This is a genomic window from Lacrimispora sp. (assembly GCF_047605665.1).
Classification (GTDB): domain Bacteria; phylum Bacillota; class Clostridia; order Lachnospirales; family Lachnospiraceae; genus Lacrimispora.
In genome coordinates, this window is sequence record NZ_JASGFH010000005.1 from 65,732 (window position 1) to 91,918 (window position 26,187).

At 47.1% G+C, this 26,187-nt stretch carries 23 protein-coding genes; 2 read left to right on the top strand and 21 right to left on the bottom strand.

The features are described from left to right. Nucleotides 1-332: 332 nt before the first annotated feature. The 11 genes from larE to QM657_RS05205 all read right to left on the bottom strand — a co-directional run bounded on the left by larE (nt 333) and on the right by QM657_RS05205 (nt 10,817). Nucleotides 333-1,163, bottom strand: a complete 831-nt coding sequence (larE, locus tag QM657_RS05155; RefSeq protein WP_415065491.1) for an ATP-dependent sacrificial sulfur transferase LarE — start codon at nt 1,161-1,163, stop codon at nt 333-335. Further along, nucleotides 1,148-2,764, bottom strand: a complete 1,617-nt coding sequence (larC, locus tag QM657_RS05160; protein WP_415065492.1) for a nickel pincer cofactor biosynthesis protein LarC — start codon at nt 2,762-2,764, stop codon at nt 1,148-1,150. The genes larE and larC overlap by 16 nt, the downstream gene beginning before the upstream one ends. A gap of 1 nt (nt 2,765) precedes the next feature. Beyond that, nucleotides 2,766-3,509: a nickel pincer cofactor biosynthesis protein LarB gene (gene larB / locus QM657_RS05165; RefSeq protein ID WP_415065493.1), complete on the bottom strand. Its 744-nt coding sequence runs from the start codon at nt 3,507-3,509 to the stop codon at nt 2,766-2,768. Nucleotides 3,510-3,527: 18 nt separating this feature from the next. Beyond that, nucleotides 3,528-4,139, bottom strand: a complete 612-nt coding sequence (locus tag QM657_RS05170) for an ABC transporter ATP-binding protein (protein WP_415065494.1) — start codon at nt 4,137-4,139, stop codon at nt 3,528-3,530. Continuing rightward, the gene (locus tag QM657_RS05175; RefSeq protein WP_415065495.1) at nt 4,136-5,077 is read right to left on the bottom strand and encodes an ABC transporter ATP-binding protein; all 942 of its coding nucleotides are present in this window, start codon (nt 5,075-5,077) and stop codon (nt 4,136-4,138) included. Before QM657_RS05175 ends, QM657_RS05170 begins: the two co-directional genes overlap by 4 nt. Nucleotides 5,078-5,089: 12 nt before the next feature. Next, a complete protein-coding gene (locus tag QM657_RS05180; RefSeq protein WP_415065496.1) occupies nt 5,090-5,914 on the bottom strand; it encodes an ABC transporter permease in 825 nt (274 codons plus the stop codon). Next, nucleotides 5,911-6,903, bottom strand: a complete 993-nt coding sequence (locus tag QM657_RS05185) for an ABC transporter permease (RefSeq protein WP_415065497.1) — start codon at nt 6,901-6,903, stop codon at nt 5,911-5,913. The genes QM657_RS05180 and QM657_RS05185 overlap by 4 nt, the downstream gene beginning before the upstream one ends. Continuing rightward, nucleotides 6,900-8,459, bottom strand: a complete 1,560-nt coding sequence (locus QM657_RS05190; protein ID WP_415065675.1) for an ABC transporter substrate-binding protein — start codon at nt 8,457-8,459, stop codon at nt 6,900-6,902. The genes QM657_RS05185 and QM657_RS05190 overlap by 4 nt, the downstream gene beginning before the upstream one ends. 271 nt (nt 8,460-8,730) lie before the next feature. Continuing rightward, nucleotides 8,731-9,246 carry a GNAT family N-acetyltransferase gene (locus QM657_RS05195; protein ID WP_415065499.1) on the bottom strand — a complete coding sequence of 172 codons (516 nt, stop codon included), beginning with the start codon at nt 9,244-9,246 and terminating at the stop codon, nt 8,731-8,733. Between the two features lie 46 nt (nt 9,247-9,292). Then, nucleotides 9,293-9,961: an exonuclease domain-containing protein gene (locus QM657_RS05200; protein ID WP_415065500.1), complete on the bottom strand. Its 669-nt coding sequence runs from the start codon at nt 9,959-9,961 to the stop codon at nt 9,293-9,295. 139 nt (nt 9,962-10,100) lie between these two features. Further along, nucleotides 10,101-10,817, bottom strand: coding sequence for a transglycosylase domain-containing protein (locus QM657_RS05205; RefSeq protein ID WP_415065501.1), 717 nt, complete (start codon nt 10,815-10,817; stop codon nt 10,101-10,103). Nucleotides 10,818-11,168: 351 nt separating this feature from the next. Between QM657_RS05205 and QM657_RS05210 the strand changes: the two genes are divergently transcribed. After that, the gene (locus tag QM657_RS05210) at nt 11,169-13,646 is read left to right on the top strand and encodes a doubled motif LPXTG anchor domain-containing protein (RefSeq protein WP_415065502.1); all 2,478 of its coding nucleotides are present in this window, start codon (nt 11,169-11,171) and stop codon (nt 13,644-13,646) included. Nucleotides 13,647-13,729: 83 nt separating this feature from the next. On the opposite strand, the gene QM657_RS05215 is transcribed toward QM657_RS05210, so the two are convergent. From QM657_RS05215 to QM657_RS05250, 8 genes are all read right to left on the bottom strand, one after another. Then, complete coding sequence (locus tag QM657_RS05215; RefSeq protein WP_415065503.1) at nt 13,730-14,764, bottom strand: TRAP transporter substrate-binding protein; 1,035 nt, start codon at nt 14,762-14,764, stop codon at nt 13,730-13,732. Between the two features lie 73 nt (nt 14,765-14,837). Then, nucleotides 14,838-15,902 (bottom strand): ABC transporter substrate-binding protein, encoded by a 1,065-nt coding sequence (locus QM657_RS05220; RefSeq protein WP_415065504.1) that lies wholly within the window; start codon nt 15,900-15,902, stop codon nt 14,838-14,840. Nucleotides 15,903-15,929: 27 nt separating this feature from the next. Then, the gene (locus tag QM657_RS05225) at nt 15,930-16,985 is read right to left on the bottom strand and encodes an ABC transporter permease (protein ID WP_415065505.1); all 1,056 of its coding nucleotides are present in this window, start codon (nt 16,983-16,985) and stop codon (nt 15,930-15,932) included. 24 nt (nt 16,986-17,009) lie between these two features. Then, nucleotides 17,010-18,536 carry a sugar ABC transporter ATP-binding protein gene (locus QM657_RS05230; RefSeq protein ID WP_415065676.1) on the bottom strand — a complete coding sequence of 509 codons (1,527 nt, stop codon included), beginning with the start codon at nt 18,534-18,536 and terminating at the stop codon, nt 17,010-17,012. A gap of 341 nt (nt 18,537-18,877) precedes the next feature. Continuing rightward, entirely contained in the window at nt 18,878-19,909 is a 1,032-nt protein-coding gene (locus QM657_RS05235; protein ID WP_415065506.1) for a PDDEXK nuclease domain-containing protein, read from the bottom strand. A gap of 131 nt (nt 19,910-20,040) precedes the next feature. Next, nucleotides 20,041-20,883, bottom strand: a complete 843-nt coding sequence (locus QM657_RS05240; protein WP_415065677.1) for a response regulator transcription factor — start codon at nt 20,881-20,883, stop codon at nt 20,041-20,043. Nucleotides 20,884-20,893: 10 nt separating this feature from the next. After that, on the bottom strand, nt 20,894-22,342 hold the full coding sequence (locus QM657_RS05245) for a histidine kinase (RefSeq protein WP_415065508.1): 1,449 nt from the start codon (nt 22,340-22,342) through the stop codon (nt 20,894-20,896). 338 nt (nt 22,343-22,680) lie between these two features. Continuing rightward, complete coding sequence (locus QM657_RS05250) at nt 22,681-23,256, bottom strand: LytTR family transcriptional regulator DNA-binding domain-containing protein (RefSeq protein WP_415065509.1); 576 nt, start codon at nt 23,254-23,256, stop codon at nt 22,681-22,683. Between the two features lie 159 nt (nt 23,257-23,415). On the opposite strand from QM657_RS05250, the gene QM657_RS05255 reads away from it, so the two are divergent. Next, nucleotides 23,416-23,619, top strand: a complete 204-nt coding sequence (locus QM657_RS05255) for a hypothetical protein (protein WP_415065511.1) — start codon at nt 23,416-23,418, stop codon at nt 23,617-23,619. 147 nt (nt 23,620-23,766) lie between these two features. Here the strand turns inward: QM657_RS05255 and QM657_RS05260 are convergent, their stop codons facing one another. Together QM657_RS05260 and QM657_RS05265 are read right to left on the bottom strand one after the other, a co-directional pair. Then, nucleotides 23,767-25,497, bottom strand: a complete 1,731-nt coding sequence (locus QM657_RS05260; protein ID WP_415065512.1) for a methyl-accepting chemotaxis protein — start codon at nt 25,495-25,497, stop codon at nt 23,767-23,769. Between the two features lie 95 nt (nt 25,498-25,592). Beyond that, nucleotides 25,593-26,126 carry a glutathione peroxidase gene (locus QM657_RS05265; RefSeq protein ID WP_415065513.1) on the bottom strand — a complete coding sequence of 178 codons (534 nt, stop codon included), beginning with the start codon at nt 26,124-26,126 and terminating at the stop codon, nt 25,593-25,595. Between the last annotated feature and the right edge of the window lie 61 nt (nt 26,127-26,187).

The following is a 26,187-nucleotide window of genomic DNA, read 5'->3' on the forward strand; positions in this document are numbered from 1 at the left end:
TGGAACAACCGCCCACAAGTGGTTTGGCCTATATTGAAGCAGAAAATACCACCTCGATACCGGTCAAAGTTTCAGGGGTAGTTTTTCTGCGTGCCTAATGACTAATCAAATGAATGAATGTCAGTAGCGCAATCAAAAATAATCCGAACTGCATCAAGTCATTAAAACTGAATTTGTTCTTCATAAGCACCACCTCCACTCTATGTAGAATGAAGGCCAAGCCACCCTGTAACACGATTGTTCCTTAATAAGATTTTATCACATTCCTTTATTTCTGACAATTCTATATATGATTATTTGAGCATAAATCCAGTTCTGAAGGCCCATCAGTTTTATGGAATGGGCTCTATTCCGATGTCCATGCTTCCGGACCGGAATCCTTCTAAATCCATGGTAATATAAGAAAATCCCAGTTCCTTTAAGAAAGAAATGATCCTATCCCTGTTTTTAACCAACTCTCCCATTGCGTCCAAATCCACTTCAATCCGCACAATGTCCTTATGAAGCCTTAAACGCACATTTCCCTTTATCAGAGTTCTCAAAAATTCTTCTCCCTGTCCAATCCGGTCAAGAATATCGTAATCAATCTCCGTATTATATGGAAGGCGTGTCGCCATGCATGGGGCAGAGGGTCTGGAGGCTACAGAGATTCCGTACTCTGCAGCCAGTTCCTTTACCTGAGCTTTCGTAATATGAAGCTGGGCCAACAGACTTACAATACCCAGCTCTTTTAATGCCTGGATTCCCGGCCTGTAAACATGGAGATCATCTTCATTGGTACCATCCATAACGCAGGAAATTCCCATCTCTTTGGCAAAATCTTTGAGGGTCTGGAAAAGCTTTTTTTTACACAGATAACACCGGTTTACAGGATTAAAGCGGATTTCTTCCTGCTCCAGCTCATCCACAGAAACCACTTTATGAATGCCTCCCAGCTCCTTTGCCACTCTGGCCGCGATCTCCAGATCGCAGGAAGGATGGAGGCGGCTGTCAAAGGTCACTGCATACACCTTTTTTCCGGTCTTTTTTGCTGCATCTGATGCCGCTTTCAGCAAAAGGCTGGAATCCACTCCTCCTGAAAAAGCCAGGCAGATATCCTCTTTGGCGTATTCTGCCATGGCCTGTTCCAGCCGCATTTTTATGGTATTTAATTGTTCTTCCATAGTCTTTCAGCCTCTTCTCTGATCTTACAGTACACAGTTTGGTAATCCAGTCCCTTTTGCCTGCATATGCTCCTTATGCTCTCATATTCCGGGTAAAAGAAAACCATTTCTCCGTGAGTGCAGATCTTCACTTCTGCCTCACCCAGTTCTGTACTGATCCTTCTTTTTTCCCTGTTTAAAATGGTTCTGGACACCGGATGCCGTCTGACACCTATGGTTGTGGCCTGAGTGAACAGGATATCTTCCATCCTGTTTATCTCTTCTTCCCGGCAGATTAAAGACAGCATATAGGCTGGCCGGTTCTTTTTCATGTAAATAGGTGTATACCACACATCGGCGGCTCCTGCTTCCAGCAAAGACTCCATAACAAGTCCAAGGGCTTCTCCGCTGGAATCGTCAATGTTGGCCTCTAACACCCACATCTGCTCCCCTGGTTTTTCCAAAGGTTCTTTATCCCCCAGGGTGGCCTCATTTTTCCCTACAGGCAAATTCACCTCATGGGAGGAATCCTCAAGTATCATGGCACGAAGAACATTAGCCTGTTTAAAATCTTTTTTTCCGGCGCCAAGGCCTGTTTTCAATATGCGGCAGGAAGCCGGTAGGTTTTCTCTCGTTTTAAGGGCCGCTGCTATGGCTGCTCCCGTAGGGGTCACCATTTCTCCCATATTGTCTGTAAACCGCAGTTTTAAGCCATGAGCTGATGATATGTTGGCAGTTGCAGGCACCGGAACCGGTATCACTCCATGCTGGCAGCGGACACTTCCAAATCCTTCTGCCAGAGGAGACACTACTATTTCTTCAATCCCCAGATTATCTACGCATACTGCAACACCGATGATATCTACAATAGAATCAATAGCTCCAACTTCATGAAAATGAACCTCTTCCAAGGGAATCCCATGAGCTTTTGATTCCGCTTCTGCCACAATATCAAACATCCGTTTTGCCATTTCCTTTACCCGGCTGTTTGCATCCAGGCGTTCAATAATGGCATAAATGTCACGGATATTTCTGTGGATATGGTCATGGGTATGGGCATGTTCATGGTCGTGGACATGATGGTGATCGTGGCTATGATGATCTTCGTGGTCGTGCTTATGATGGTGATCGTGGCTATGATGATCCTCGTGATCGTGGTTATGATGATCATCGTGGTCGTGCTTATGATGGTGATCGTGCTTATGATGGTGATCATGGCTATGATGATCTTCGTGATCGTGCTTATGATGGTGATCGTGGCTATGATGATCTTCGTGGTCATGTTTATGATCGTGACCATGAGAATGCTCGTGGTTATGTTCATGATGATTATGGCCATGTTCATGGACATTCTCATCATCATGTTTGTGGTCGTGTCCATGATGGTGCTCATGACCGTGCTCATGTTCACGCCCATCTCCCTCTCCCAAATGAACATCAAAATCATAAGCATCTAACCCGCATTTTACCGTCCTCCCAAAATGAAGACGATATCCTCCCACTCCCAAACTATCAAGAGCCTTCATCAGAACCTCTTTATCAGCCCCCAAATCCAGCAGAGCCCCTACGGTCATATCCCCGCTGATTCCGGAATTACATTCCAGGTACAGTACTTTTCCCATTTCATTTCACCGCCAATCGATTTATTTGTGTTGCCAGATAACCGGCTCCGTAACCATTATCAATATTCACCACTGAGATTCCGTTTGCGCAGGAGTTCAGCATGGTGAGAAGTGCTGACAGCCCGTGAAAGCTTGCTCCGTACCCCACCGAAGTAGGAACCGCAATGACCGGGCTTTCTGCCAGGCCTGCGATCACAGTCCCCAGTGCCCCTTCCATTCCGGCCACAGCAACGATGCAATGAGCCCTGCCGATCCGTTCTCTCTGAGACAGCAGACGGTGAATGCCCGCTACGCCCACATCATAAATCCGGTCCACATAGCAGCCAAAATATTCCGCTGTCTGAGCCGCTTCCTCTGCCACCGGGATATCGGCTGTCCCTCCGGTGCAAACCGCAATACAGCCCTTTTTCTCCTTGTCCGGCCTCTCCACCTTTAAAATTCCGGATATGGGATCATATTGAACCTCAGGCACAACTGCCCTTACCAGCTCAAACTGCTCTTTTGAAGCTCTCGTTCCCAAAACTTCTCCATCCCGTTCATAAAACTTCTTATAAATCTCCACCAGATACGGGTCCGGCTTTCCCTGACAGAAAACAGTCTCTCCAAAACCGGAGCGAAGGGCCCGGTGATGATCCAGCTTGGCATATCCCAGGTCTTCATAGGGAAGGTCCTTTAGCAGCTTTTCCGCCTCCAATATCTCCATTTCTCCGGATTTCACCAGATTTAACATTTCTCTTATATCCATCGTCTTCCTTCCCTCCTTTTACTCCAGCCTGTCCAAATCCACTCTTCTTGTGCAGACCTGCTTTAAAAGCCCTTCTGAATGGCTCACAACCAGTAATCCAATGCCGCGTTTTTCTGTTTCCTCTATTAGAAAATTCCATATCTGGCTCTGTGTAATCAAATCCAGCATGGTGCTGATCTCATCTGCCAGCAAAAACCCGGTTCCCTGTCCAAGGGCTCTTGCAATGCAAAACCTCTGCAGCTCCCCTCCCGAAACCTCAGAAGGGTAACGGTTCAGCCAGTCCGGTTCAATGCCCAGACCTTCTATCACCCGTTTTTCCACCCTGTCCCCCTCCTTTAAAACCTCTTTCAGCCGGAGCTTGGTATTTACGGAAAATTCCGGGTGCTGCCATACCATCTGAACCGGACAATAACCTTTATAAGAAGAAAGAGGCTTTCCATCCAAAAGCACCTGTCCGGAATCCGGCTTTTCATAGCCTGCCAGAATCTTACAAAAGGTCGTTTTTCCAAAACCGCTGGGAGCAGCAAGCCCAAGGCGTTCCTTTTGGTCCATATACATGCTTAAATTGTTCAGTATTTGTCTGTTTCCATTATCATATCGGAATGAAATATCAATCGCTTCCAGCTTCATACCGCTTCTCCACCTGCCTTTATGCAGCGCACCATCCCGCCCCGAAAGCTTCGGTACTCCACTTCCCTTAAACATTGTTCCTGCACATCAGCGCATCTGGGCGCATAGGGACAGCCCTCAGGCCGGCTCCCGGCATAAGGCTGCGCTCCCGGTTCCGCAAAAAATCCATGTTCCGGCATTGCCCGGTAAAGAGCCCTCGTATAAGGGTGACGAAGACGGCTCTCTTCCTTAAAATCAGAAGCCAATGCCTCTTCCACATTCGTTCCCGCATAAAATACAACAATCCTGTCCGCAACTTCAAGAGCGAGCTCCAAATCGTGGGTGATGAGGAGCACTCCGGCCCCTTCATCAGCCATTTCCCGGAAATGAGACAGCACCCGTTTTGCAATATCAATATGAAGTCCCGGAGTAGGCTCATCTGCGATCACCAGCCTTGGCTGCTCCATGATTGCAGTGGAAATCAAAACCCTCCTTGTCATGCCGCCGGACAGCTCAAAAGGATATAACTTTTCCGTCAGCCCATCAAGCCCATACCGCTTCAAAACCTCCAGGCTTTTCTTTCTGCTGGTTTCATCCTTTTTTCCTTTGCGGATTTGAGCCCCGGTTTTCATCAAAGGGTCCAGATAAGAAACACTCTGAGGCACCAGAACCATTTCTTTTCCCCTGAGCTCTCCCATCCTCTTTTCCGTAAGGACTTCTCCATAATAGGAAATCTCCCCGGTCCACGCCCCATTATAAGGCAGAATTCCCAGAACGCTGTGAGCCAGCAGACTTTTCCCGGAACCGCTGGAGCCCACCACTGCCACCATTTCCCCCTCTTTTACATCCAGGCTTAAGTCCTTGATGGCAAGGAGATTGGTCTGGTGAAATCCCCGTTCATACTGGGAAAATGACACGGATAAATGCCTGATGGACAAAACCGTTTTCCTCTCTTCCAATTTAAACTCCTCCTATTGATGTATCCGTCCCGGATCCATAAGCCGCCCTAATATGTCTCCGGTCAGATGAAACAGCAATACCACTGCTGCCAGAAACAAACCAGGAAACAATGCCAGCCACCAGCTTCCCATTGCCAGGTATTTCATGCTCTCTGACAGAATGATTCCCACAGCAGGCTGCTCCGGAGAGAGTCCGAATCCCAGAAAGGTGATTCCGGCCTCATGTAAGATAGCATGGGGAAACAGCAGCACCAGTCCCACCAGAAGCTGAGGCATTAAGTGAGGCATCATATGCTTAACCGCTATGTTAACTTTCCCCTGCCCAAGCTTTTGGGCTATTTTAATGTACTGACTCTCCTTCAACTGCAAAACCTCTCCCCGAATCAGCCGGGCCAGAGAAGTCCAATGGGTCAGGGATATACCTATCACCACCCCCTTAAAACCTTTTCCCAGGGCAAAGGATATGAGAACCAGCAAAAGAATATGGGGAATTCCCATGACCAGATCAATGAGACCTGTGACGAACCCGTCTGCAATCTTCCCCATAACTGCCCCCATAACTCCAAGAAGAAAGGCCAGACAGGCGCTGACAGCAGCGGCTAAAAGCCCGATCCGTATGCTCATGGAAAGGCCTGTCATGGTCCGGGCGAACATGTCGCGGCCCAGCCAGTCCGTGCCAAAAGGGTAAGAAAAACAGGGCGGCAGGTTTTTCCGTGAAAAATCAATGACAAGGGCTTTTTCCCGGAATAAGTATCCTGCAACGGTCACTGCCCCCAGAAATATGATGGAAAGAACAAAAAAGCAGACCATTCTCTTGCGGCTGTTCCACTGTCTCATCCTTCTTTCCTCCCTCTCCTTATTCTTGGGTCCACAATTTCATACAAAAGATTGGCAGTAAAGTTACCGGCAAATACAATGGCAGCGCTGATGACCGCAATTCCCAAAAGCAGGGGCACATCACCGCCCAGCCCAGCCGTCACCGCGGCCTGGCCCAGACCCGGATAGGAAAACACCTGCTCCACAAGTACCGAACCTCCGATGATTTCACTCACTGATGCGAATTGCAGGGTCAGAGCAGGCAAAAGGACATTGCGGACACCGTGTCCGAGAACGATTTGAATTCCTTTTTCTCCTCTTGCCCTTGCAAAAAGCACGTAGTCGCTTTCCATAACTGTAATCATCTTCTCCCTTGTATGAAGAATCATGGAAGATATTCCTGTTATGGAAAGGGTGAGAACAGGCAGGATTCCATGGACAATCCTGTCCTTAAAAGTGACCTCTGCCGCTTCCATTCCAATGGGAACGCTTAAACCGATGGGCAGTATTTTCAGCCAGACCCCAAAAACCATTAAAAATACCAGGGCCAGCCAAAAGGCCGGAGTGCTGGCAGTGACCAGCGCATAAGCCAAAATCCCTTTATCCAGCCGCTTCCCCCGGTTTGCCCCTGCAAGGATTCCCAGAAAGAAACCGACGGCTCCGGAAATCAGCCATGAAACTGCCATCATCAAAAGGGAATTTGACAGCTTCACCCCAATGACCTGGGCAACGGGCTGGCGGTATAACAGGGAAATCCCCATATCACCCCGCAAAAAGTCACCTGCCCAGGAAAGATACCGCCTCACCGGCGGAATCGAGGTCCCCCAGTACTGGGAAAGCTTTGCGATCTGCTCCTGACTCATGGACCCCAGAGCCGTTTGCCCCACATTGGCCTTTAAGGGGTCTATGGGAGAAATTGACACCAGGAAAAATGCGGCAATGCTGACTAAGAAGAGAAGAACCGCCATCCGTATGAAATTTTTCAGCAGAAATAAAAGTTCTTTTCTCATTTCCAGCTCCACTGATCCACGTTATTGACAATCGACCACCCATGGCCATGGGGATGAAGCTTTTGGTCTGCAACCTGAAGCTCTTTTCTTGACCAGTATAAGTGATCAATATTCACCAGCCATACCCATGGAATATCTCCATCCTGGGTGATTCCTGTTTCTCCATCCCACTGAGCCTTTCTCCAAAGCGCATTGGACTTTTCTGAATCCTTTTCAGCCAGAGCTTCATCCATGTACTGATCCACCTTGGAATTGGCATAGGGAGAGTAAGCGGCGAGCCCTGTGTCTTTCATGGTATGGTAAATATTGTAAAATTCCATAGGCGTATGAGCGCCCCAGCCCCAGAGAAGGGGATTGGACTGGGCTAAATCATAGGCAGTATCCCAACCGGCCCCTTCCATCTTTCCGTCAATTCCAAGCGCTTTCAACTGATTCACCGTATCGGCTGCAAGGGCCTGACGGACGGAATCATTGGCAGGATAAATAAAATGAAGTTCTGCCCGTTTTCCATCCTTTTCCCGGATTCCATCTGATCCTTTCAGCCAGCCGGCCTCGTCAAGAAGAGCATTTGCCTCTGACTGGTCAAATTCGATCTTAGAGGATGGCTCATACCATGGCATTTTATCGCAAACGCTGTAGGCAGGGCTGCCGTAGCCGTTCAGCACGTGTTCAATCATTTCTTCCCGGTTAATGCCCATGTTAATGGCCCTTCTGACTCTCACATCACTGGTGAAATCATTTCCAATGGGAACTCCGTCTTTTGAAATGCTTCCAGAGGGAATGGCCGGAAGGTTAAAGCCGCGGTTATCCACGGTCTGAAAGGATAAAAGCTCATAGCCGGGTATGGTCAGACCGGAATAGGGGGCTGCGGTATAAGCTAAGTCCGCCTGTCCCGATCTTACGGCTGCCAGGGCTCCATCCTCTTCCATAAAGAGTATCGTGACCTTTTTCATCTTCGGGGCTTCCCCGTAATAGGCAGGGTTAGCCTCCAAAATCACCTGCTGGCCCCTGTCCCATTGCTTTAATATATACCGGCCTGAACCAACGGGATGTGCTCCATAATCCGGTCCGTAGCTGTGCTCCGGCACAATTCCCACATTGGCCATGGTATAGGGCCAGATGGAATAAGGCCTGTTCATATGAAAGATCACAGTGGAGTTATCCGCTGCCTCCGCCCGGTCCAGCATGGTAAAATCATTCACTGAGCTGGTATCCCTTAAGGTATTGTAAGTAAATGCCACATCCTCAGCCGTCAGCTTTTCTCCGTCAGTAAAGGAAACATCCTGCCGGATTTTCACTGTCCAGGTCAATCCATCGTCACTGACTTTCATATCTTCAGCCAGGTCATAGCCGATTGCCAGATTCTTGTCTGTGACCGTAAGAGTGCTCTGAATCAACGGTTCATGGACGTGCTCCCCTGCTCCCCAGCCGTATGCAGGGTCAAAGCCTGCCTCAGGCTCTGAGGTAACTCCCATCACAACCACCACACTGTCCTCTGTTCTGGCAGAAATATCCGGAGTTTCGGGCTTTTCTTTTTTACAGCCGGTTACAGCCATAGCAGCCATAACCAGCACAGCAGCAATTTTCCATTTTTGTTTTATCATGACTTTCTTCTCCTGATTTTATCCCCTTATTTCCCGTTTCCGCCACAAAAAAAGATACCGGAAACAGTCTACGCGTTCATTAAGAACACCTATACCTTCCTGGCATCTGTTTTCATCAAATATTTTCTGTGATTCCTGTGATTCTTTTTCTGTGGTGACTTCTGTCAGCCGTTACAAAAATTATACAAAAAAATCGGCTCTCCGTCAATGGATTTCACGATTCCTATCGTCTTTTTAACAAAATATCCCTTACATATCCGCCGTACTTTTCCTTTGTCAGAACAACCTCATAGCCCTGCTTTACGGCATTCTTTTCACTGTAAATATTTTCCGGATGAATTGTACACATGAAGTACTTATATCCCCGGCTTTTCAGCTCCTCTTCTGCCGCCTGCATCATCGTATGCTGAAGGCCGTTTCCCCGGTACTGAGGGAGGATGGCAATGGTCTCCATATGTGCAACCTTCTCCAGCTCTTCATCGGCAAGCCCTATGTCCCGGCCCAGATTTTCTTTCCCTTTTCCGGGGAGCACTGCAATAAATACCCCGGCCAGGGCTTTGGACTCCTTTTCAAAAGCCTTATATCCCAGGCCCCTGCCCTCTTTTAAAACCTGGCAGATGGCTTTGGAGTCATCTGCCACAAACCATTCTTTTCGTTCCATCTGGAGCCAGACCTCCCGAATGACCCCGGCCAAAATATCATGGTCTCCGGTGACGGCCTTTTCAATTAAAAATTCCATGCCTCCCAGGGGTTTCTCTCTTTTCCCAAAGGGCAAATTCACCTTATCAGACATTTCTTGTAAACCGGCAGTTGGGATAATTGGAACAGCCGTAAAACTCTCCAAATTTTCCGCTTCTGCGTCTTAACAGACTTCCGCACTGAGGGCACACCTCTGGTTCTACTGTTTTTAACAGCTTTCCCATGTGCTCATAGCACTGTTGGTTCATCATGCAGTCATTTAAAGCCCGGTGAGCGCCCTCTGTCCCGATCTGGAAATGAGCCGAAATATCTGTCAGGCGGTAGCGTTTAAGCTGAGGCAGGCAGGCCCTTGCCATGTATAAGGTGTCCACATAATCATTGACCACTTCCTTTTTAAGCAGCTCTTCTGCCGCGCGGTAAAGGAAAAGCAGGTCAAAGGACTGGATATTGTGTCCGACTAAAATCTCTCCTTCAATAAAGGACATAAAATCCGGCAAAACCTCTTCCAGCCGAGGGGCTTCCCTGACCATTTCATCGGTAATGCCGTTTATATTGGTAGCACCTGCGGGGATATGACTGCCCGGATTGATCAGACTTGTAAATTCTGCCACCGGCTTATGCCCCTTCACCTTAATGGCGGAAATCTCAATAATGGAATCCTCCTCCGCACTGATGCCCGTTGTTTCCAAATCAAATACCACATAATCTTCTATGTATTGGTCCAGACGTCTGCCTGTTAAGTCTCTGACAGCCATAGTTTCCTCCATTCTGTATATAAGCATTCATAACACTGTTACAATATGATCGTATTACAAGAAGATTTTAACATAACTTCATGGAACTGACAAGAAAAAAGCGGCACCGCACCGGATGTGCAGTACCGCTTTCGTAAAATCATGGAATCGCTGCCATTTGGGCTGCCACTGTCTCCACCTCTTCCCTGGAAAAATACCCGCAGGCCTCCATTCTCTGAAGCACCTTTTTCTGTCTTTTTTCTGCCAGTTCAGGATTCTTTGTAGGGGCATACTTGGAAGGTGCGTTGGGGATTCCCGCCAAAAGAGTGCTTTCATACTCTGTCATATCTTCCGGAGCCTTCTGAAAATAGCCCTGGCTGGCTTCGCCCACCGTATCATAGCTCTCTCCAAAATAGATTCCGTTCACATACAGCTCAAAAATCTCATCTTTTGTATAATTTCTTTCTATATGAAAGGCCATAAACACCTCAGCCGCCTTTCTGGAGAAATCCTTTTCCTGGCTGAAATACATATTTTTAGCCAACTGCTGGGTGATGGTGCTTCCACCCTCTACAAGACTCATGGCTTTGATATCATTTATGGCTGCACGGCTGATCGCGATGAGATCAATTCCGCCGTGGCTGTAAAAACGGTGATCCTCCACCGACAGCACTGCATTTACGTAAACCTGGGGCAGGTCTTCAAATTCTGTGTAACCTTCTTTTTGCTGAATGGCCTCCACCCGCTCCTTAAGCCCAGTCTCTCCCAGGGCCTCCCGGTACAGTTGGTAGCCTTGATATGATACGGTGAATCCAGTCAAAAGAAAGACTGCCAGCAGCAAAAATACAATTCGTTTGATGACTATTCCAATTTTCATAATTTTACTGCCTCCTTTATCTTAAAATCATGTCTTTTGCTTCTGAATTCATTGTATCATAGACTCCTATGAAAAATAGGAATAATTCCTTATATTTTTCTGAAAGTTCCTGGCAGATTCTGTCAGAAGTATTACCTTTTCTTACGGAATTATAAAATGAAAGGAAATACCTTTTTATATACGTAAAATGTTTTATGATATATCATTGAAATTTCATAATTTTTTTCATGAAACGGTTTGCATGTAACCCATATGTAACCATTTTATAATATAATTGGTTTATAAATTACGAACACCCATTTTACATGACGAGAATAATGAAAATAATTGAGAGATAGAAGGTGAATGATTATGAGACGAAAAAAGCTGCTCAGCAAAGTCTTAGCGGTAACCCTGGCAATTTCCATGGTGCCGGCCAATGCATTTGCTGAGACGGGAACTCCCCCTGCCACTGAAAGCCAGACTGAGGTTGAATCAGAGGCTCCTGCCGAAACAGAAGCTTCTGCCGCCGCTGCACCGCAGGCTCTTGCTGCACCGCAGACGTCTAATCCTGCCGATCAGTTGAAGTCACTGGCCCAGGAAGCAGAGACCGCAGCAGCCAATGCGGAACGTGCCGCAAAGGCCGTAGAAGATGCAAAAGAAAGCGCTGAGTCAGGCCTGATCAAAGTGAACGAGGCCAATGACGCCGCAAAAGCTGCACTGGAGGCTGCAAAAGCGGAAGATGCAAAGGCCGCAAACGGCGCCGGTACTGTTGGTTCTGTGGTGAATCAGGCCAAAGAGGAACTGAAAGAAGCCAAAACAGTGAAGCAGCAGCAGGATGCCATCGATAAAGCTGTCGAGGGTGTGGAAGCAGTTATCACAGAAGCCAATACTGCTGTTGAAAAGGCCGAGGAAGTTGTTAAAGAGGCGGAAGAAGTTAAAACCGCTGCAAAAGAGGCCGCTGTTAAGGCTGAAGAAGCACTTACACAAGCTCAGACAGCACTGGAAAAGGCGGAAGAGGCTGAGAAGATTTATCATGAATTACTGACAGCAGCCGTAGAAAACGATCCAAAAAAATACAAAGAGCTGGCACAGGCCGAAAATGCCATGAACAAGGCCTGGAATGAATACGCCAATCAGAAGAACAAAGCCGATACTTTAACCATAGAAGCTCAGGATATGGCATTAGCTGCTGAACAAAAAGCTGATGAGGCTATGGGCGCTGTAAAGGATGCTTATGAAAAAGCGGAAGCAGCCCAGGCCGAAGCCGATTTACTGTATGCTGTATGGCAGGAAGCCGAAGCAGCTATGAAGGCAGCTTTGGAAAATACCAATGACGCTGAACTGAAAGAATTAGAAGCCAGCCGTGCAAAGGCCCGTGATGCTGCGTTGAGCGCAAAGGATAAGGCAATAGAAGCCAGACAGAACGCTATCGATACTTATGTATCCGCACAGGAAGCCATTGCAATAGCCAATGAAGCGGTGGATCAGGTAAATAACACAGATTGGTCAATCGATGAAATGGTCAGCGATTTGGAAGTCTTGGCAAAAGAAACTCAGTTAGTTGACACAAGTGATTTGACTGCGCTGAAGAAAAGGCAGCCTAAAAACATTTACGGAAAAGTCACTCCATATACGCATAACATAAATAAGTTCAGTCCTGGTTCACAAAATAACAATTATACGAATGTTGGAAGCGGGAAAGGTAATTATGTGAAAAAAGACGGAGGCGGATACATGGAGGTTGCTCCCGGAACCGGTGATTATATATTAACTCCCATGGATGAACGTATTTCCGGTTATGAAACCAGTGAAAACGGACAAAAAGACGGTCATTCTTTCTTAAGGCTCTGGAATGAACAGAATCACAAGAATGTAGGATACAGTGTTAATATGCCCGCAGGTTCCGATTTAGACTATGTATTGTTCAAAACTACGGATGATAAGTGGTTTGTCTGGTCCAATAAGAAGAATACCAAGGTTGAAAATTTCGAGAATGTTTTCCTCAATCACACGGCTAACTATTCTTCCTATTTTAAACCTGAAAACAATGCTCCTGAATATAACTTTACCGGTACCGGCAAAGAAAATTCCATAACAGTCACAACTCCATATAAGGTAGGATCGTACAAAGGTCAGACCGTATGGGGTGAAATCAAAGTGACCTATTGGATTGAAAAGACTGAGCGCGGATATGAAATCCACATGGAAAACCACAGCATCCAAAAGGCAAGTGAGGCAAATAAGCAGAATCCAACTCCTGGATATCAGAATGACTGCGTAGTTGGTGAGGCCGGTTTAAAACAGCTCTCCTGGATTTACGGTGACCCGGCTGCCCCATTGACTCCACCTGAACTGGAAGCAGGCATAGATAAAGCCACTGGAGCAGAATCCGTTGGTATGGAATTGTCAACCGTTGGCGGCTACAGCTCCCGCACCGATATCAAGATTCCTGAAATCCCCAAGGAGCCTGTGGACCCAGAGCAGCCCACAAATCCCACCAATCCTACCGACCCGAAACAGCCTAACGAAACCATTCCTGATAATGATGTTCCCGGCGGAAACGGCGGTTCCAATGACGGCGGAAGCTCCAACAGCAGCGGCCCAGGAGCCGGCACCACCCCTGTCGTAACGATTGAAGATAATCAGACACCTCTTGCCGCACTTCCGGGAGGAGGCGTTCAGGGAATTTCCATCATCGTTCCGGATAATCAGGTTCCACTTGCAGGACTTCCAAAAACTGGAGATTCCACCTCTTCCATACCTGGTTTCATGGCTTTTATGAGCGGATTTATGTCTTTGACAGCCGGATTATTCCTGCTGCTAAATGAAAGAAAGAGAACGAAATAACCATATTTGCTTCAACAACAGATTTTTCTTCATAAAATCAATGGGAAAGGGGTGCAGCCGCACCCCTTTCATCATTGATCGTATCACTGAATCTCCTCAATCCGATTCACAATATCAATATAATCCTTCCCATACATCTGATAAACAGTCATCACCGAGGCCCGGAACCGGAGCTGCTCTCCGTGTGTCAGCTCGGTCACGATACAGCCTTTTTTCAAAAGCCTTTCCTCCGCTGCCTTCTCCCATTCAGCCCAAAGCCCTCTTTCATAAACTGAGGATTCCTTTGCACATTTCATGATGATTTCCCTGTCTTCTTCCCCCAGCTTATTCCAGGTAGCCTCAGACACGAGCTGCAGTTCAGGAATGCGGTTATGGCCATCCACCGTCATGTATTTCGCCACTTCAAAATGCCTCATGGATTCATAAGAAGGCCAGTTGTTTTCCGCTCCGTCTATCCTCCCTGTTTCCAGGGCCGCATAGACTTCCGAATAGGCCATTGGTATCGGCTTTGCCCCCAGGGCTTCCACCATCCTGCTCATCAGCTCCGACTCCGCCACCCGGATTCGCATTCCCCGGATGTCCTCCAGCCGCTCAATGGGTTTTACCGAATTATAGAAATGCCTTGCTCCGGCATCATACCAGGACATTCCCACCACTCCTCTGCCTTCCAGACTTTCCATGAACTCCTCTCCCAGCTCTCCATCCAGGGTCTTCCACATGTGTTCCCCATCCCTATATAAATAAGGAAGCTGAAGCACATTTAACTGAGGCACTGCAGTGCCCATGGTCATGACGGAAATCCGGGCGAAGTCCACGCCGCCAAACTGAAGCTGCTCTAAGACGGACACTTCATCTCCCAGCTCTCCTCCGGAAAATACGTTTATCTTGACCCTTCCCTTTGTCTCCTTATACACCAGATCCGCAAACCGCATGGCTCCTCTGGTGGTCGGATATTCCTGGGGCTGGTTTTCCGCATAAGTAAACACAAATTCCGGACCTGTTCCGTTTTTCTCCTTCAGAAAGGGAAAGCTTCCTCCCCCTTTTCCCAAAGCCAGAGCCACACATCCTGCCGCCAGAACTCCGCATACCCCCATGAACACAACAACTGCCTTCTTCATTATGAACCTCCAAAGGAGCTGCTGCTCAGACAGATGAATCATCTGCCTTTGCAACAGCCCCTGCTGACTTTTTTTATGGATTTACAATACCCTGAATTTCCTCAGTGTCTACATTGTTTGCATCTACTAAAGCAACACCGGTATCAATGGATTTCTCTGCTACTGTCTCGCCGTTTGCCAGATCAAGAGCAGTCTTAACTCCGTCATACCCCATGAAATACTGACGCTGTACTACGGAAGCAACATCGTATTCGCCGGAACGGATCATGGTTTCAATCTCTGCGGAGAAGTCAAAGCCGACCATGGTAACATCGGTACGCTTTGCTTCTGTAAGACCTGTTACGAATCCAACAGTAGAACCGTTGTTAGGACCGAATACACCTTTGATGTCAGGATATGTGGTAAGGAGATCCTGGCAGAAACCTACTGCCTTGCTGATATCGCCTTCGTTTACCTTGATGTCATCGTTCAGCACTACCCATTTCTCAGGAGCATTTGCCTCCCAATATTCGTTAAAGCCTTTTACACGGTCAATGATGGTCTGAGAACCTGTAGAACCAACCTGAATACCGATCTGAGCAACTTCATCCTCAGAAATTCCTCTTTCTTTCAATCTGCGGATCATTTCATCAGCTGCTGTCTTTCCTGCCTCTACGTTGTTGGTCAGAAGTGCTGCGCTGTAGTTTTCACTTTTAATCACAGTGTCCACCAGAACTACCGGTATACCGGAGTTAAATGCCTCTGTAATCGGTGCATCCAGGGAAACGCTGTCAAGGGGTGCGATAACAATTCCTGCTGCCTGAGCGGAAACTGCGTTCTGAAGAAGAGTAAGCTGTCCTTCGATGTCAGATTCCAGAGCAGTTCCTACTACTACCACCTTGCATCCCAGGTTCTTTCCTGCCTGCTCAGCACCTGCCTGGAGCACGCTCCAATACTGGTTGCCTAACACCTTAACGATTACATAAATCGTCTTGTCGCTGTTGTCCACTGCTGCTACGGTTCCTGCCTCAGTCTCTGCTGCCTTTGTTGTTTCCTGGGGAGCTGCTGTTGTAGGCGCCTCTTTTGTACCGCCTGAACAGCCTGTCAGTGCTGACATTGCCAATGCTCCTGCAAGTAAAACTGCTGTTAATTTTCTCATTTCTTCCTCCTTTTATCTGCTCACGGTTTATTTAGTCATACCGAAAAAGCGCTTGATTGAATTTAAGTTTCCGCGTCTGTTGGCAGTCTGGGATGCAACCGCAATCAACAGGATAAAACCTACAATTACCTGCTGCCAGAAAGAGTTCACTCCGTTTAAGTTTAACCCATTTCTGATCACACCCATCATCAATGCTCCGATTACTGTGTTGAGGATTGTACCTTCACCGCCGAGAATGGAGATACCGCCCAGAACGGAAGCTGCAATGGCCTCCATCTCATATCCGTTTCCTGCTGTAGGCTGGGCGCTGGAAAGGCGGGAAGCCACCAGGATACCGCAGATTGCAGCGGATAAACCGGAAATGCAGTAAGCGAACATACGGGTTTTTACGGCATTGATGCCGGAAAGTTTGGCTGCCTCCAAGTTGGAACCGCAGGCGTAAATCTGACGTCCGATTCTCATTTTGGAAAGCACGATGCCTAAAATAATGGCATAAACCAAAGTGATGATAACGCTGTAAGGAAGGCCGTTGCCTCCGATTCTTCCTCCGCCCAGCACATAAAACTGCTTCTGCACTGCTTCGGAAGGAATGTTGGTGGTATAAAGAGGAGCGCCGTTTACCAAAACGTTAGCCATACCCCTGTATACCCATTGGGTCGCGAGCGTCGCCACAAAGGGCACAACTCCAAGGATTTCAATGAAAAATCCGTTCATAATACCTGTCAGTATACCCATAGCCAGACAGAATATGATGCATACCCACAAGGGAAGCCCCTGGGTCAGAAGGCTTACCATGATGATTCCTGATAAAGCCATGGAAGCACCGGCAGATAAATCGTTTCCGCCGCAGACGAGACAGAAGGTCAGTCCGCATCCGATGATGGTATATGTAACAATCTGCTGTAACAGGTTCTGCAAGTTGGCAGCCGCCAGAAATTTATCCGGTTTGAGAAGGGAAAACAGGACAAACAGTCCAATGAGAATTCCCAGGGAATAAATCGCTCTTCTGGTCGCGGCATCTAATTTTCCAAAAGAACTGCCGCTCTTTGCTTTCTTTTCTGTTTTTGTATTCAACTCAGCCATTATTCTTCTTTTCCTTTCATGCTCTTAGTTCAACTGAAGCTTGGGAGCCGGTTTTCCCTCCAGCTTGTTATAGCCTGCCGCCAGATAGAGAATCTGTTCCTGGGTGGCTGTCTTTGCATCCAGCTCTCCGTTGATCTCTCCCTGATGGATTACCAGAATCCTGTCACTCATTCCAAGGACCTCAGGAAGCTCTGAGGAAATCATGATAATGGCTACTCCCTGGTCACTCAGCTTGTTGAAAAGCTCGTATACCTCAAACTTGGCTCCTACGTCAATTCCGCGGGTGGGTTCATCCACAATGAGGACCTTTACATCGTTGCAGAGCCATTTTGCCAGTACCACCTTCTGCTGGTTTCCGCCTGATAAGTTTCCGCAAAGCTGATGGATGCTGGGGGTCTTGGTGCGGAGAAGGTCTACGTACTTCTGGGCATTTTCCGCTCCTGCCCTGTCATCGAGGAATCCGAAATGGGTGAGGCTTGGTAAGTGAGCCATGTTGGTGTTGTATTTAACATCAAGGCCTAAAGCCAGTCCGTCTCTCTTACGGTCCTCCGTAGCATAGCCGATGCCGTGCTTGATGGCCTGGATAACGGAATTGATTTTTACCTGCTTGCCGTCAATCCAAAGGTCCATGGTATCAGGTCTGTCTGCGCCGAAGATGCAGCGCATGAGCTCTGTTCTTCCTGCCCCCACCAGACCGGCAATTCCAAGGATTTCCCCTTTTCTTACGACGAAATGGTCTGCATTCACTTTATCGCCCCGGTGCACGTTCTTCGCCTCTAAGACCACTTCTTTTATGGTTCTCTTATGTTTTGGATACTTGTCTTCAAGAGAACGTCCTACGATCATGTTCACCAGCTCATCCATGGTGATCTCGGACAAATTTCTGGTTCCTATGTACTGTCCGTCACGGATAACGGTAACGCGCTGGCAGATCTTGTTTAACTCCGCCATACGGTGAGAGATGTAAACCATTCCCACGCCTTTTTCTTTCAGTCTGCGGATAATTCCAAAGAGCTGCTCCACTTCCCTCTCTGTCAAGGTAGCTGACGGCTCATCTAAAACCAGGATTTTGGAATTAAAGCTGATGGCTTTTGCAATTTCCACCATCTGCTGCTGGGCAATGCTTAAGCTTCCCACACGGGAATACGTATTTAAATCGATTCCCAGATCGTCCAGTATTTTCTTAGCTTCCTCATGCATGGTCCTATCATCGATGAAAATGCCTTTTTTATGGGCTCTTCCGATAAATATATTATCAGCCACGCTCAAATGGCCGCACATGTTCAGCTCCTGCATGATGATGCTGATACCCAGGTCATGGGCCTTGGCAACGGAATCAATGGTCACCTTTTCCCCTTCGATGAATATCTCACCTTCATCTGCACGGTGCACTCCTGACAGGATCTTCATAAGTGTGGACTTTCCTGCGCCGTTTTCTCCAACGAGCCCAAGAACTTCCCCTTTATTTACAGTAAGGGAGACTTTATCGAGAGCCTTTACTCCGGGAAAGCTTTTGCTGATCCCTTCCATTCGAAACAGCTCCTGTTCCATATCCCGTCCTCCTTCCTCTTTCACGATCATGTCTTGACGACACGATTACCGATTCATTGATTTTACTATCTGATTATAACGGTTACAGAAGGGGAATTCTATCGTAACATTTTATCATTTCTAGTAAATTCTTAGCTTTTTGTATTGTCAAAAAAACACCCGATATAAAAAGACAGTACACATAGGAATGGGAATGGAGCTTATTGCCAACAGCAGAAGGAAACAGCGGTAGTACAGGAGATATCTTGTACTGCCGCCGCTCATTTTATATTTTTATTCTTTCCTTGCAATGATGCATGTCTTCTCTTTCTTCCCCGCCAGCATCTGCAAAAACAACTATGTCATTCGGACACTCCCTCGCCATCCTCCAATCCCTCTGCCAATTCACGCAATTCACGCAGCTTATTTTCCAGCAGTGACTTTTGCGGCAGATGGGTTTGATATTCTGCAATCAATGCCGGCGACATGGTGCGGCTTAAAGCATACTCCACAACCTCATCGTCTTTTCTGGCACAGAGTATCAATCCCACGCTTGGATTTTCACTCGGTTTCCTCACATCCCGGTCAAGAGCTTCAAGATAAAATTCAAGCTGCCCAAGATGTTCCGGTTTAAAGCGGCCAATTTTTAGTTCAATCGCGACTAAACAGGAAAGTTCACGATTATAGAAAAGCAGATCGATATTAAAGTCAGTGTTACCAACCTGCACTCGGTATTCCTCACCAACAAATGTAAAGTCCCTGCCAAATTCAAGAATAAAGTCACGCAAATTGGCGATAATGGCTTTTCGCAGTTCCTTTTCTCTATGATGTTCCGGAACATCAAGAAATTCAAGCACATAGCTGTCGCGCAATGCAGTCAATCCGGCATTGCGTGACAAGAACATTTGATTCTTCTCTGAAAAAATCATTGTCCGTTCATATAGGCCGCTGTCGATTTGACGCTCCAATTCACGCTTAGAGTAATTGTTTTTTGATGAAAGAAGTAAGTAAAACTCCCGTTCCTCATCACTTTTTGCAGCCATCATGATCAATATATTATTCGTCCAGCTAATTTCTCTCACCAGTGGTGAGAGTTTTTCATTTCCTGCATATGTTTCATAAAACTGTTTCATCCTCCAGATATTTTGCGGAGAAAATCCTTTAATTCCTGCAAAATGCGACTGGATAAACCTGGAAAATTCCTGAACTACTGATTTTCCCCAACTGCCGGCAGTTACCTTATCGCTGATGTAATGACCGATTTCCCAGTACATCGAGATCAGCTCCCGGTTTACTGCCCGGAAAGCATTCTCACGCGCATGCTCGATGATAGAGACAACTTCTTCAAAAGCGGCGGTGTTATCCGGCACCCGTTTTTTGACATCAGATTTCATGTTTAAACACCCCCTGTTTCCTTGTTGATCACTAATACTATTTCATTATTTTTCAATAATTATAGCATGTCTATCATAGAAAAGCATGTTTAATCAGAATTTAATCTGCCTTACCTGAAGGCATAAATATATCAGGTGATTTTCTTCAACACATCCATCCGGTACTCCGAAGGATTCATCCCCGTAAGCCTCCGAAACACCTTAGTAAAATAATTGGAATCAGGATACCCCACTCTGGTGCCCACATCCTTCACGTTCACATTGGGCTGGCAGAGGAGCTTTTTCGCCTCATTGATCCGGTACTCGGCCAGATAAGAGGTGAAGCTCTGGCCAAACTGGAGCTTGAACATCTTGCAGAAATAAGGTTCTGAATAGCTGACTGCCCTTGCAGCATCGTGCATGGATATCTCCTGCATATAATGGCTGCGCACATACTCTTCCACCATGGAGGTCATGACCGACAGGCGGGTATTGGCTCCGTCTTCTTCCCGTTCCTCCAGGGCTTCCTCCTGCCAAACCTTTTCCTCTTCCAGAAAATACCGGAAGTTCCTCCTTATGATATCTTCATCCACCGAAACACCTGACCGCCATTTCCGGTACTGTTCCGCTAATCTTAAGGCCTCCCCCGCCACATTGATGATCTCCATTCTGGAATAAGGCTTTAAAAGATATTCCATAGCCCCTACGGAAATGGCTTTCCTGGCATAATCAAACCGGTCATAGGCCGTGAGGAAGATGATGCAGCACTCCGGGCTCTCCTTCCGTATGGCCTCCGCAGCCTGGATTCCGTTAAGCCCCGGCATCCCGATATCCAAAATGACGATCTGGATATCCTCTTTTAAAAACACCTCCACAGCTTCATTTCCATTCTCAGCCTCCCATATCACGCACTGGTCCTCAAACTTCTTTTGAAGTGTCTTTTTTAAGACCTGCCTCTCGATCAATTCATCTTCTGCAATGAGCAAACCAAACATCTGCCGCACCTTACCCCTTCCTCTTCCCAAACTCCATTTGAACTACAGTTCCGCACCCTTTTCTGCTGTCCAGCAGCACATTTCCATTTTCGTAATAGGCCATAATCCTTCTGTAAATATTTCCCAGGCCGATTCCAAGCCCCTTCCCCCTTGCAGTCAGTGCCTTTTGTATTTCCTTTAAATGCTCCTCATCCATTCCCTGTCCCGTATCGGCCACAGAAATCCAAATCCCCTCATCCTTCTTTTTGATGCGGATATAGATAGCCCCGCCCTTTTCTTTTTCTGAAATCCCGTGGATCACCGCATTTTCAACCAAAGGCTGGAGAATAAAGACCGGAACTTCCTCCTCCCAGAGAGCGGGGTCACAGTCCACATGCCACCGGATTCTGGCTCCAAAACGCATCCTCTGGAGGTACATATAATCCTCCACCACCTTAAGCTCCTGCCCAAGAGGGGTAAATGCATTGGAAGTCCGGATGCTGTACCGCAGCAAATTACTCATGGACACCAGCATATCCTCTGTCACAGGCGCTTCTTCTGCCTGGGCCATGCGGGTTATCATATTTAAGGTATTGAACAGAAAATGAGGATTCAACTGGCTTTTAATCAACTGAAGCTGAGCCAGGGAAAATCTCTGCTCCAGCTCGGAACGCTCCAGCTCCTGCCGGTGCAGGCGGTCTTCCATCATCCGCTTTTCCTCCGCTGCTGCCAGATAACTTTCTGTAGCATGTCTCATTTTATTAAATGCGCTGACCAGATGGCCGATCTCATCCTTGCCATCCCATTTCACATCATCACCGGTAAAATCATTTTTTTCAATTCTCCGGGAGGACAATGCCAGTTCCACCAAAACCTTTACAATGCTTCCGGTAATGAACCTAAGCTCTATCACCAGAATGTAAAAAGCCACTGCACTGATCACAAACAGCAGATAAGGCATCCGCTTAAGTCCGGGAACCTGGGATTCATAATAGTCATTGCCTTCCGTAAGAACGGCTCTCGTCAGGCGGGCGGCATAGGTGTCTAAATACTCCTGCATGCTGTAAGCCTTATAAAGCTCCCTGATATAACCGTCATCCCCTGCCCTCATGGAAAGAATCTTTTCCTTCTGCTTTTCGTACTCTCCATAGGAGTTAAATATATTCCAGGTGATGCCGTACCTCGCCTCTCCCACCTGATCGTAGTCGTAAGGCAGCTTCTTCAAATGCCCTTCCACCTCCCTGCGGGCGCTCTCATAAGCCGCTTCATTTTCCGGAGTTCTGTCCATGGCAAATTTGGCAAAATGATCGGCTTCGCTTCCTAAGGAATCCTGGAATTTATAACACGATAAATTATCATCCATGATCATCTGCACACTGTCAATAAAGAAATAAACCACCTGCAGATTAATATAAATAGAAGCTGCCATCATAAGCGCAACGCTGCCGATTATGACATACAGCTTTTTTCTAAGTGTCATATGATACCAGATATCAAGTATTCTTTTCTTCGCCTTCTCCACAGTAATCCCCTTTCTCAAAATCTGGTCCTGCTGGGGTTACTATAAGAAAAAGGGAAATAGGTGTCAAGAAAGGAAGTTGAATATTAAGAAAATCTTAATATTTGCAGCAGCAGAACCGGCTGACTTCTGCTGCCTGCCCAAATCTTACAGAAAAAAAGATGTGATTTCAGATAGGCTTTGCCGATATTTCAAGAATAGTTCATTTTTCAGGCAGATATAAACATATCACTGGATTAGAGCAACGACAATCCCCTCTGCCTATTTTGATTGAATTATTGCGTTTTTTCATCCTTTTTCTACAATATCATACTATTTTCCTCAATAAATTTCCTGTAATTCCGTTCAAACTTCTTCCTTCGCCCATCATTTATGTATAAAATCTCTCCATTTCCCATTTCAACCGCCTCTCCCTCCACGTTCCTGATGTGCTGCATATTGATGATATTATGCCGGTTGATCCGGATAAAAAAGTCCCTGGGAAGTTTTCCTTCCTCCTCATCAAGCCTTGCCTTAATCCGCAGCCTCTCCCTTCCCACCACAACGCTGGTTTTCCTCTGATAGGACTCCAGGTAAAGGATGTCTCTGGTGTCGAATATCCGGATTTTACCGTTAAAAATTGCCGTGTATTTTGCTGTGCTGCGGCTGACCCCTCTCCTTCTAAGTGCCCTTTCCCGTCTGGTGATTTCTCTCCAGGAAACAGCCTTTTTCTTCCGGTAAATCACAATCATATCGTATGGCATATCCTCCATGGCCGCAAAAGGCTCCTCCGTTGAAAAACAGTCAATTTTTAAAAAACCGTTGTCATTATCGCGGCAGTATCTCATCACCAGTTCCTGCAGTTTTTCCTGATCCGTACAAAAAGCAATTTTCATCTCATCTTTTCTCCCATAACCATATCATTTTTGTGAACCTCAAAATACCCCTTTAAAATAACGTTTCCAAGGTTCTTGTGTAACGCAGAAAAGTTGCCTGCGGACAGCGAATAGATTGCTTTGTTTTTTCTCACACTAAGAACGAAAGGAGGATTTGAAATGAAACAGGAAAAAAAGAAGAAAGAAAATAAAAGTCAGGAAACAATATATTCCAAGAATGATTATGACATCGACATTCAGGCATGCTCCACCACAGACTGCACCGGCTTAATCCCCGCAGCGCCGGAATCAGAGGCAGAACTGGAAGCATATGAAGACCTTTATCCCTATCTGCCCCGTGCGAAGGCCGTAAAGGACTCATAAAAACAGATCGTCAGCCATCAAATCCGCAATATGATGAGGGCAATACAGGCAGAGAAAACAAAATACAAATGAAATAGAAAAATACGCCTGGGGCTGAATCAGCCAAAGGCGTATTTTATGATAAATGAATCGGCAGATCAGCTCTGACTAAATAACAGCCTGCTCCGACAGCTTAAATTTCCCGACTTCATCCCGCAGTGTGATAGCCTGTGCCGACATTTCCTCGCTTGTTGCGGAGTTTTCCTCTGCGGTAGCGGCATTAGTCTGAACAACTGCAGAGACTTGGGAAAGCCCGTCCTTGATCTGTTCGATGGCGTCAGACTGCTCTCCGGAGGCCTGCTTAATTTGAACCAGGTGCCTGCTCACCTCCTGGGTTGCTTTAACCACATCTTTTAAAATCTGCGCCGTTTCTCCCGTCATCTCCGTGCCCTTGTTTACCGTGGCAACGGCAGTCTGAATGAGCTCCCCGGTCTGCCGGGCAGCTTCCGCTGACTTAGCGGCAAGATTGCGCACCTCATCCGCTACAACAGTAAATCCTTTTCCTGCATTTCCGGCACGGGCCGCTTCGATAGCAGCATTCAGGGCCAGAATATTGGTCTGGAACGCAATGTCTTCAATGACCTTGGTGACGCTGACGATTTGGTTGGAGGAAGATGATATCTCATCCATTGCCTCAGTCAACTGCTCCATCCGCTCAATTCCTGTGGCAAAGTCCACAGCAGCCTTGTCAAAATAACCTACTGCGGTATTCACAGCGGCGGTATTTTCCGCTGCCTGTTCCGCTACCCTCTCAACGGCAGAGCTAAGTTCCTCAACGGAAGCTGCCTGCTCCGTAGAGCCGGCTGCCAGAGCCTGGGCTCCGCTGGATACCTGCCCGGAGCCGACTGCAACCTGATCGGCAGCAGTGTCAATGGTCTGCATGGTTTCGTTGAGGGCTGCGGCGGTGGTTTCAATTGCCTGTCTTATGGCGGCAAAGTCACCGGGGTAATCGGTTTCTGCCTGAATTCTTAAATCGCCTTCTGAAATCTTTGTTAAGTTTCGGATGATATCTTCAACAATAGCGCCTTCCTGGCTGTTCACCTGACGGATGAGTCCAGCCATCCGTCCCAGCTCGTCCCGGCTTTCATCGCTCACATTGGCCTGTTTGTTGCCCTTGGCGATTTCGCCGTAAACATCCACAATCTTTTCGATCCGTTTGGACAGCCCGCGGGCGATAAACAGTCCGATCAGCACTGCCACTAAAAGTCCAATGGCAATGCCGATTGCCATGAGAATCTCAGAGTATATTGCCCGGCTTCTGTTTGCGGCAATTTGTATTTCTGTATATGTAGCATTGTAATCAATAAAGGCTGCAATTGCAGTTTCCAGGGTCTGGGACAGCGTATGCAGCTCACCGCCATCGCTCATAACAGCAAATGCATCTCTGCGTCGTGTGGGCTCCATACCGATACCGTTCATAATTTCAGTGGCTTTTGCATCAAAGGCAGCCATATCGGTCTCCACTTCGGCAACCAGCCGGCGGGGTTCTGCCGACTCTTCCGGCGTGTGATGTCCCATCAGGACTTTGTACTGTTCTAAATTGCTGTATATGCTGTCTCTGTGCTGTTCGATACTGCTGATACAGCTTTTCTTGTCTTCCCCGCTCTCCGCCAGGACCATTTCAAAAAGATTTGCCCGTATTTCCTGGAAAGAAGAGCTGATCTTTTCACTGTGCTGTAAAGCCTTAACCGTGTCCGAATAAGCGCGTCCGTATGACGTGGACACACTGCTTAAGCTGGCAATCCCAAGACCTCCTACAAGACCGGCAATCAATGTTACAATTAAGAAACCGCTGATAATTTTGACCCTTATTTTTGCATTGCTGAACCATATCTTCATGTTGAATTCTCCGACTCGTATTTTAAAATTTTCATCTTCAGCAGATTTTTAACCTCCCAAGGGGGGTGAAAAATCTGCCGCTTAGAAGAATCATGTCACAGCAGAGCTTCAATTTCCGCTTCCAGTGTTTCAGGCGAAACAGCCGGTGAAAACCTTGCAATGACATTTCCGCTTCTGTCTGTTAAAAACTTTCCAAAATTCCATTTGATATCGCCGGGAAGATTATCCGGCGTATACTTCTTTACCCGCTCCTCAAATCCGGCAGAATTCTCGTCTCCCCGGTCCTCAGGGGCCTGCTCCTTCAGCCAGACATACAAAGGATGGGCTGTCTCCCCATTCACGTCAATTTTAGCAAAGCGTGGGAAGGTGGTCTGATAGTTGAGGGTGCAAAACTCGTGGATTTCCTCATCAGAGCCAGGAGCCTGTTCCAGAAACTGATTGCAGGGGAAATCAAGGATTTCAAGCCCTTTGTCCCTGTATTTATCATACAGTCCCTGCAATGCGGTGTACTGCGGGGTCAGACCGCATTTGATGGCTGTGTTCACAACCAGTAAAACCTTTCCCTGATACTGTGCCAGAGATACTTCTTCGCCGTTTTGTGCCTTTACCTTAAAATCATAAATGTTCATAGTACTGTCCTCCGTATTTTGAATTTAGAATAAATTTATTTCAGATCTTGCCTATGATACA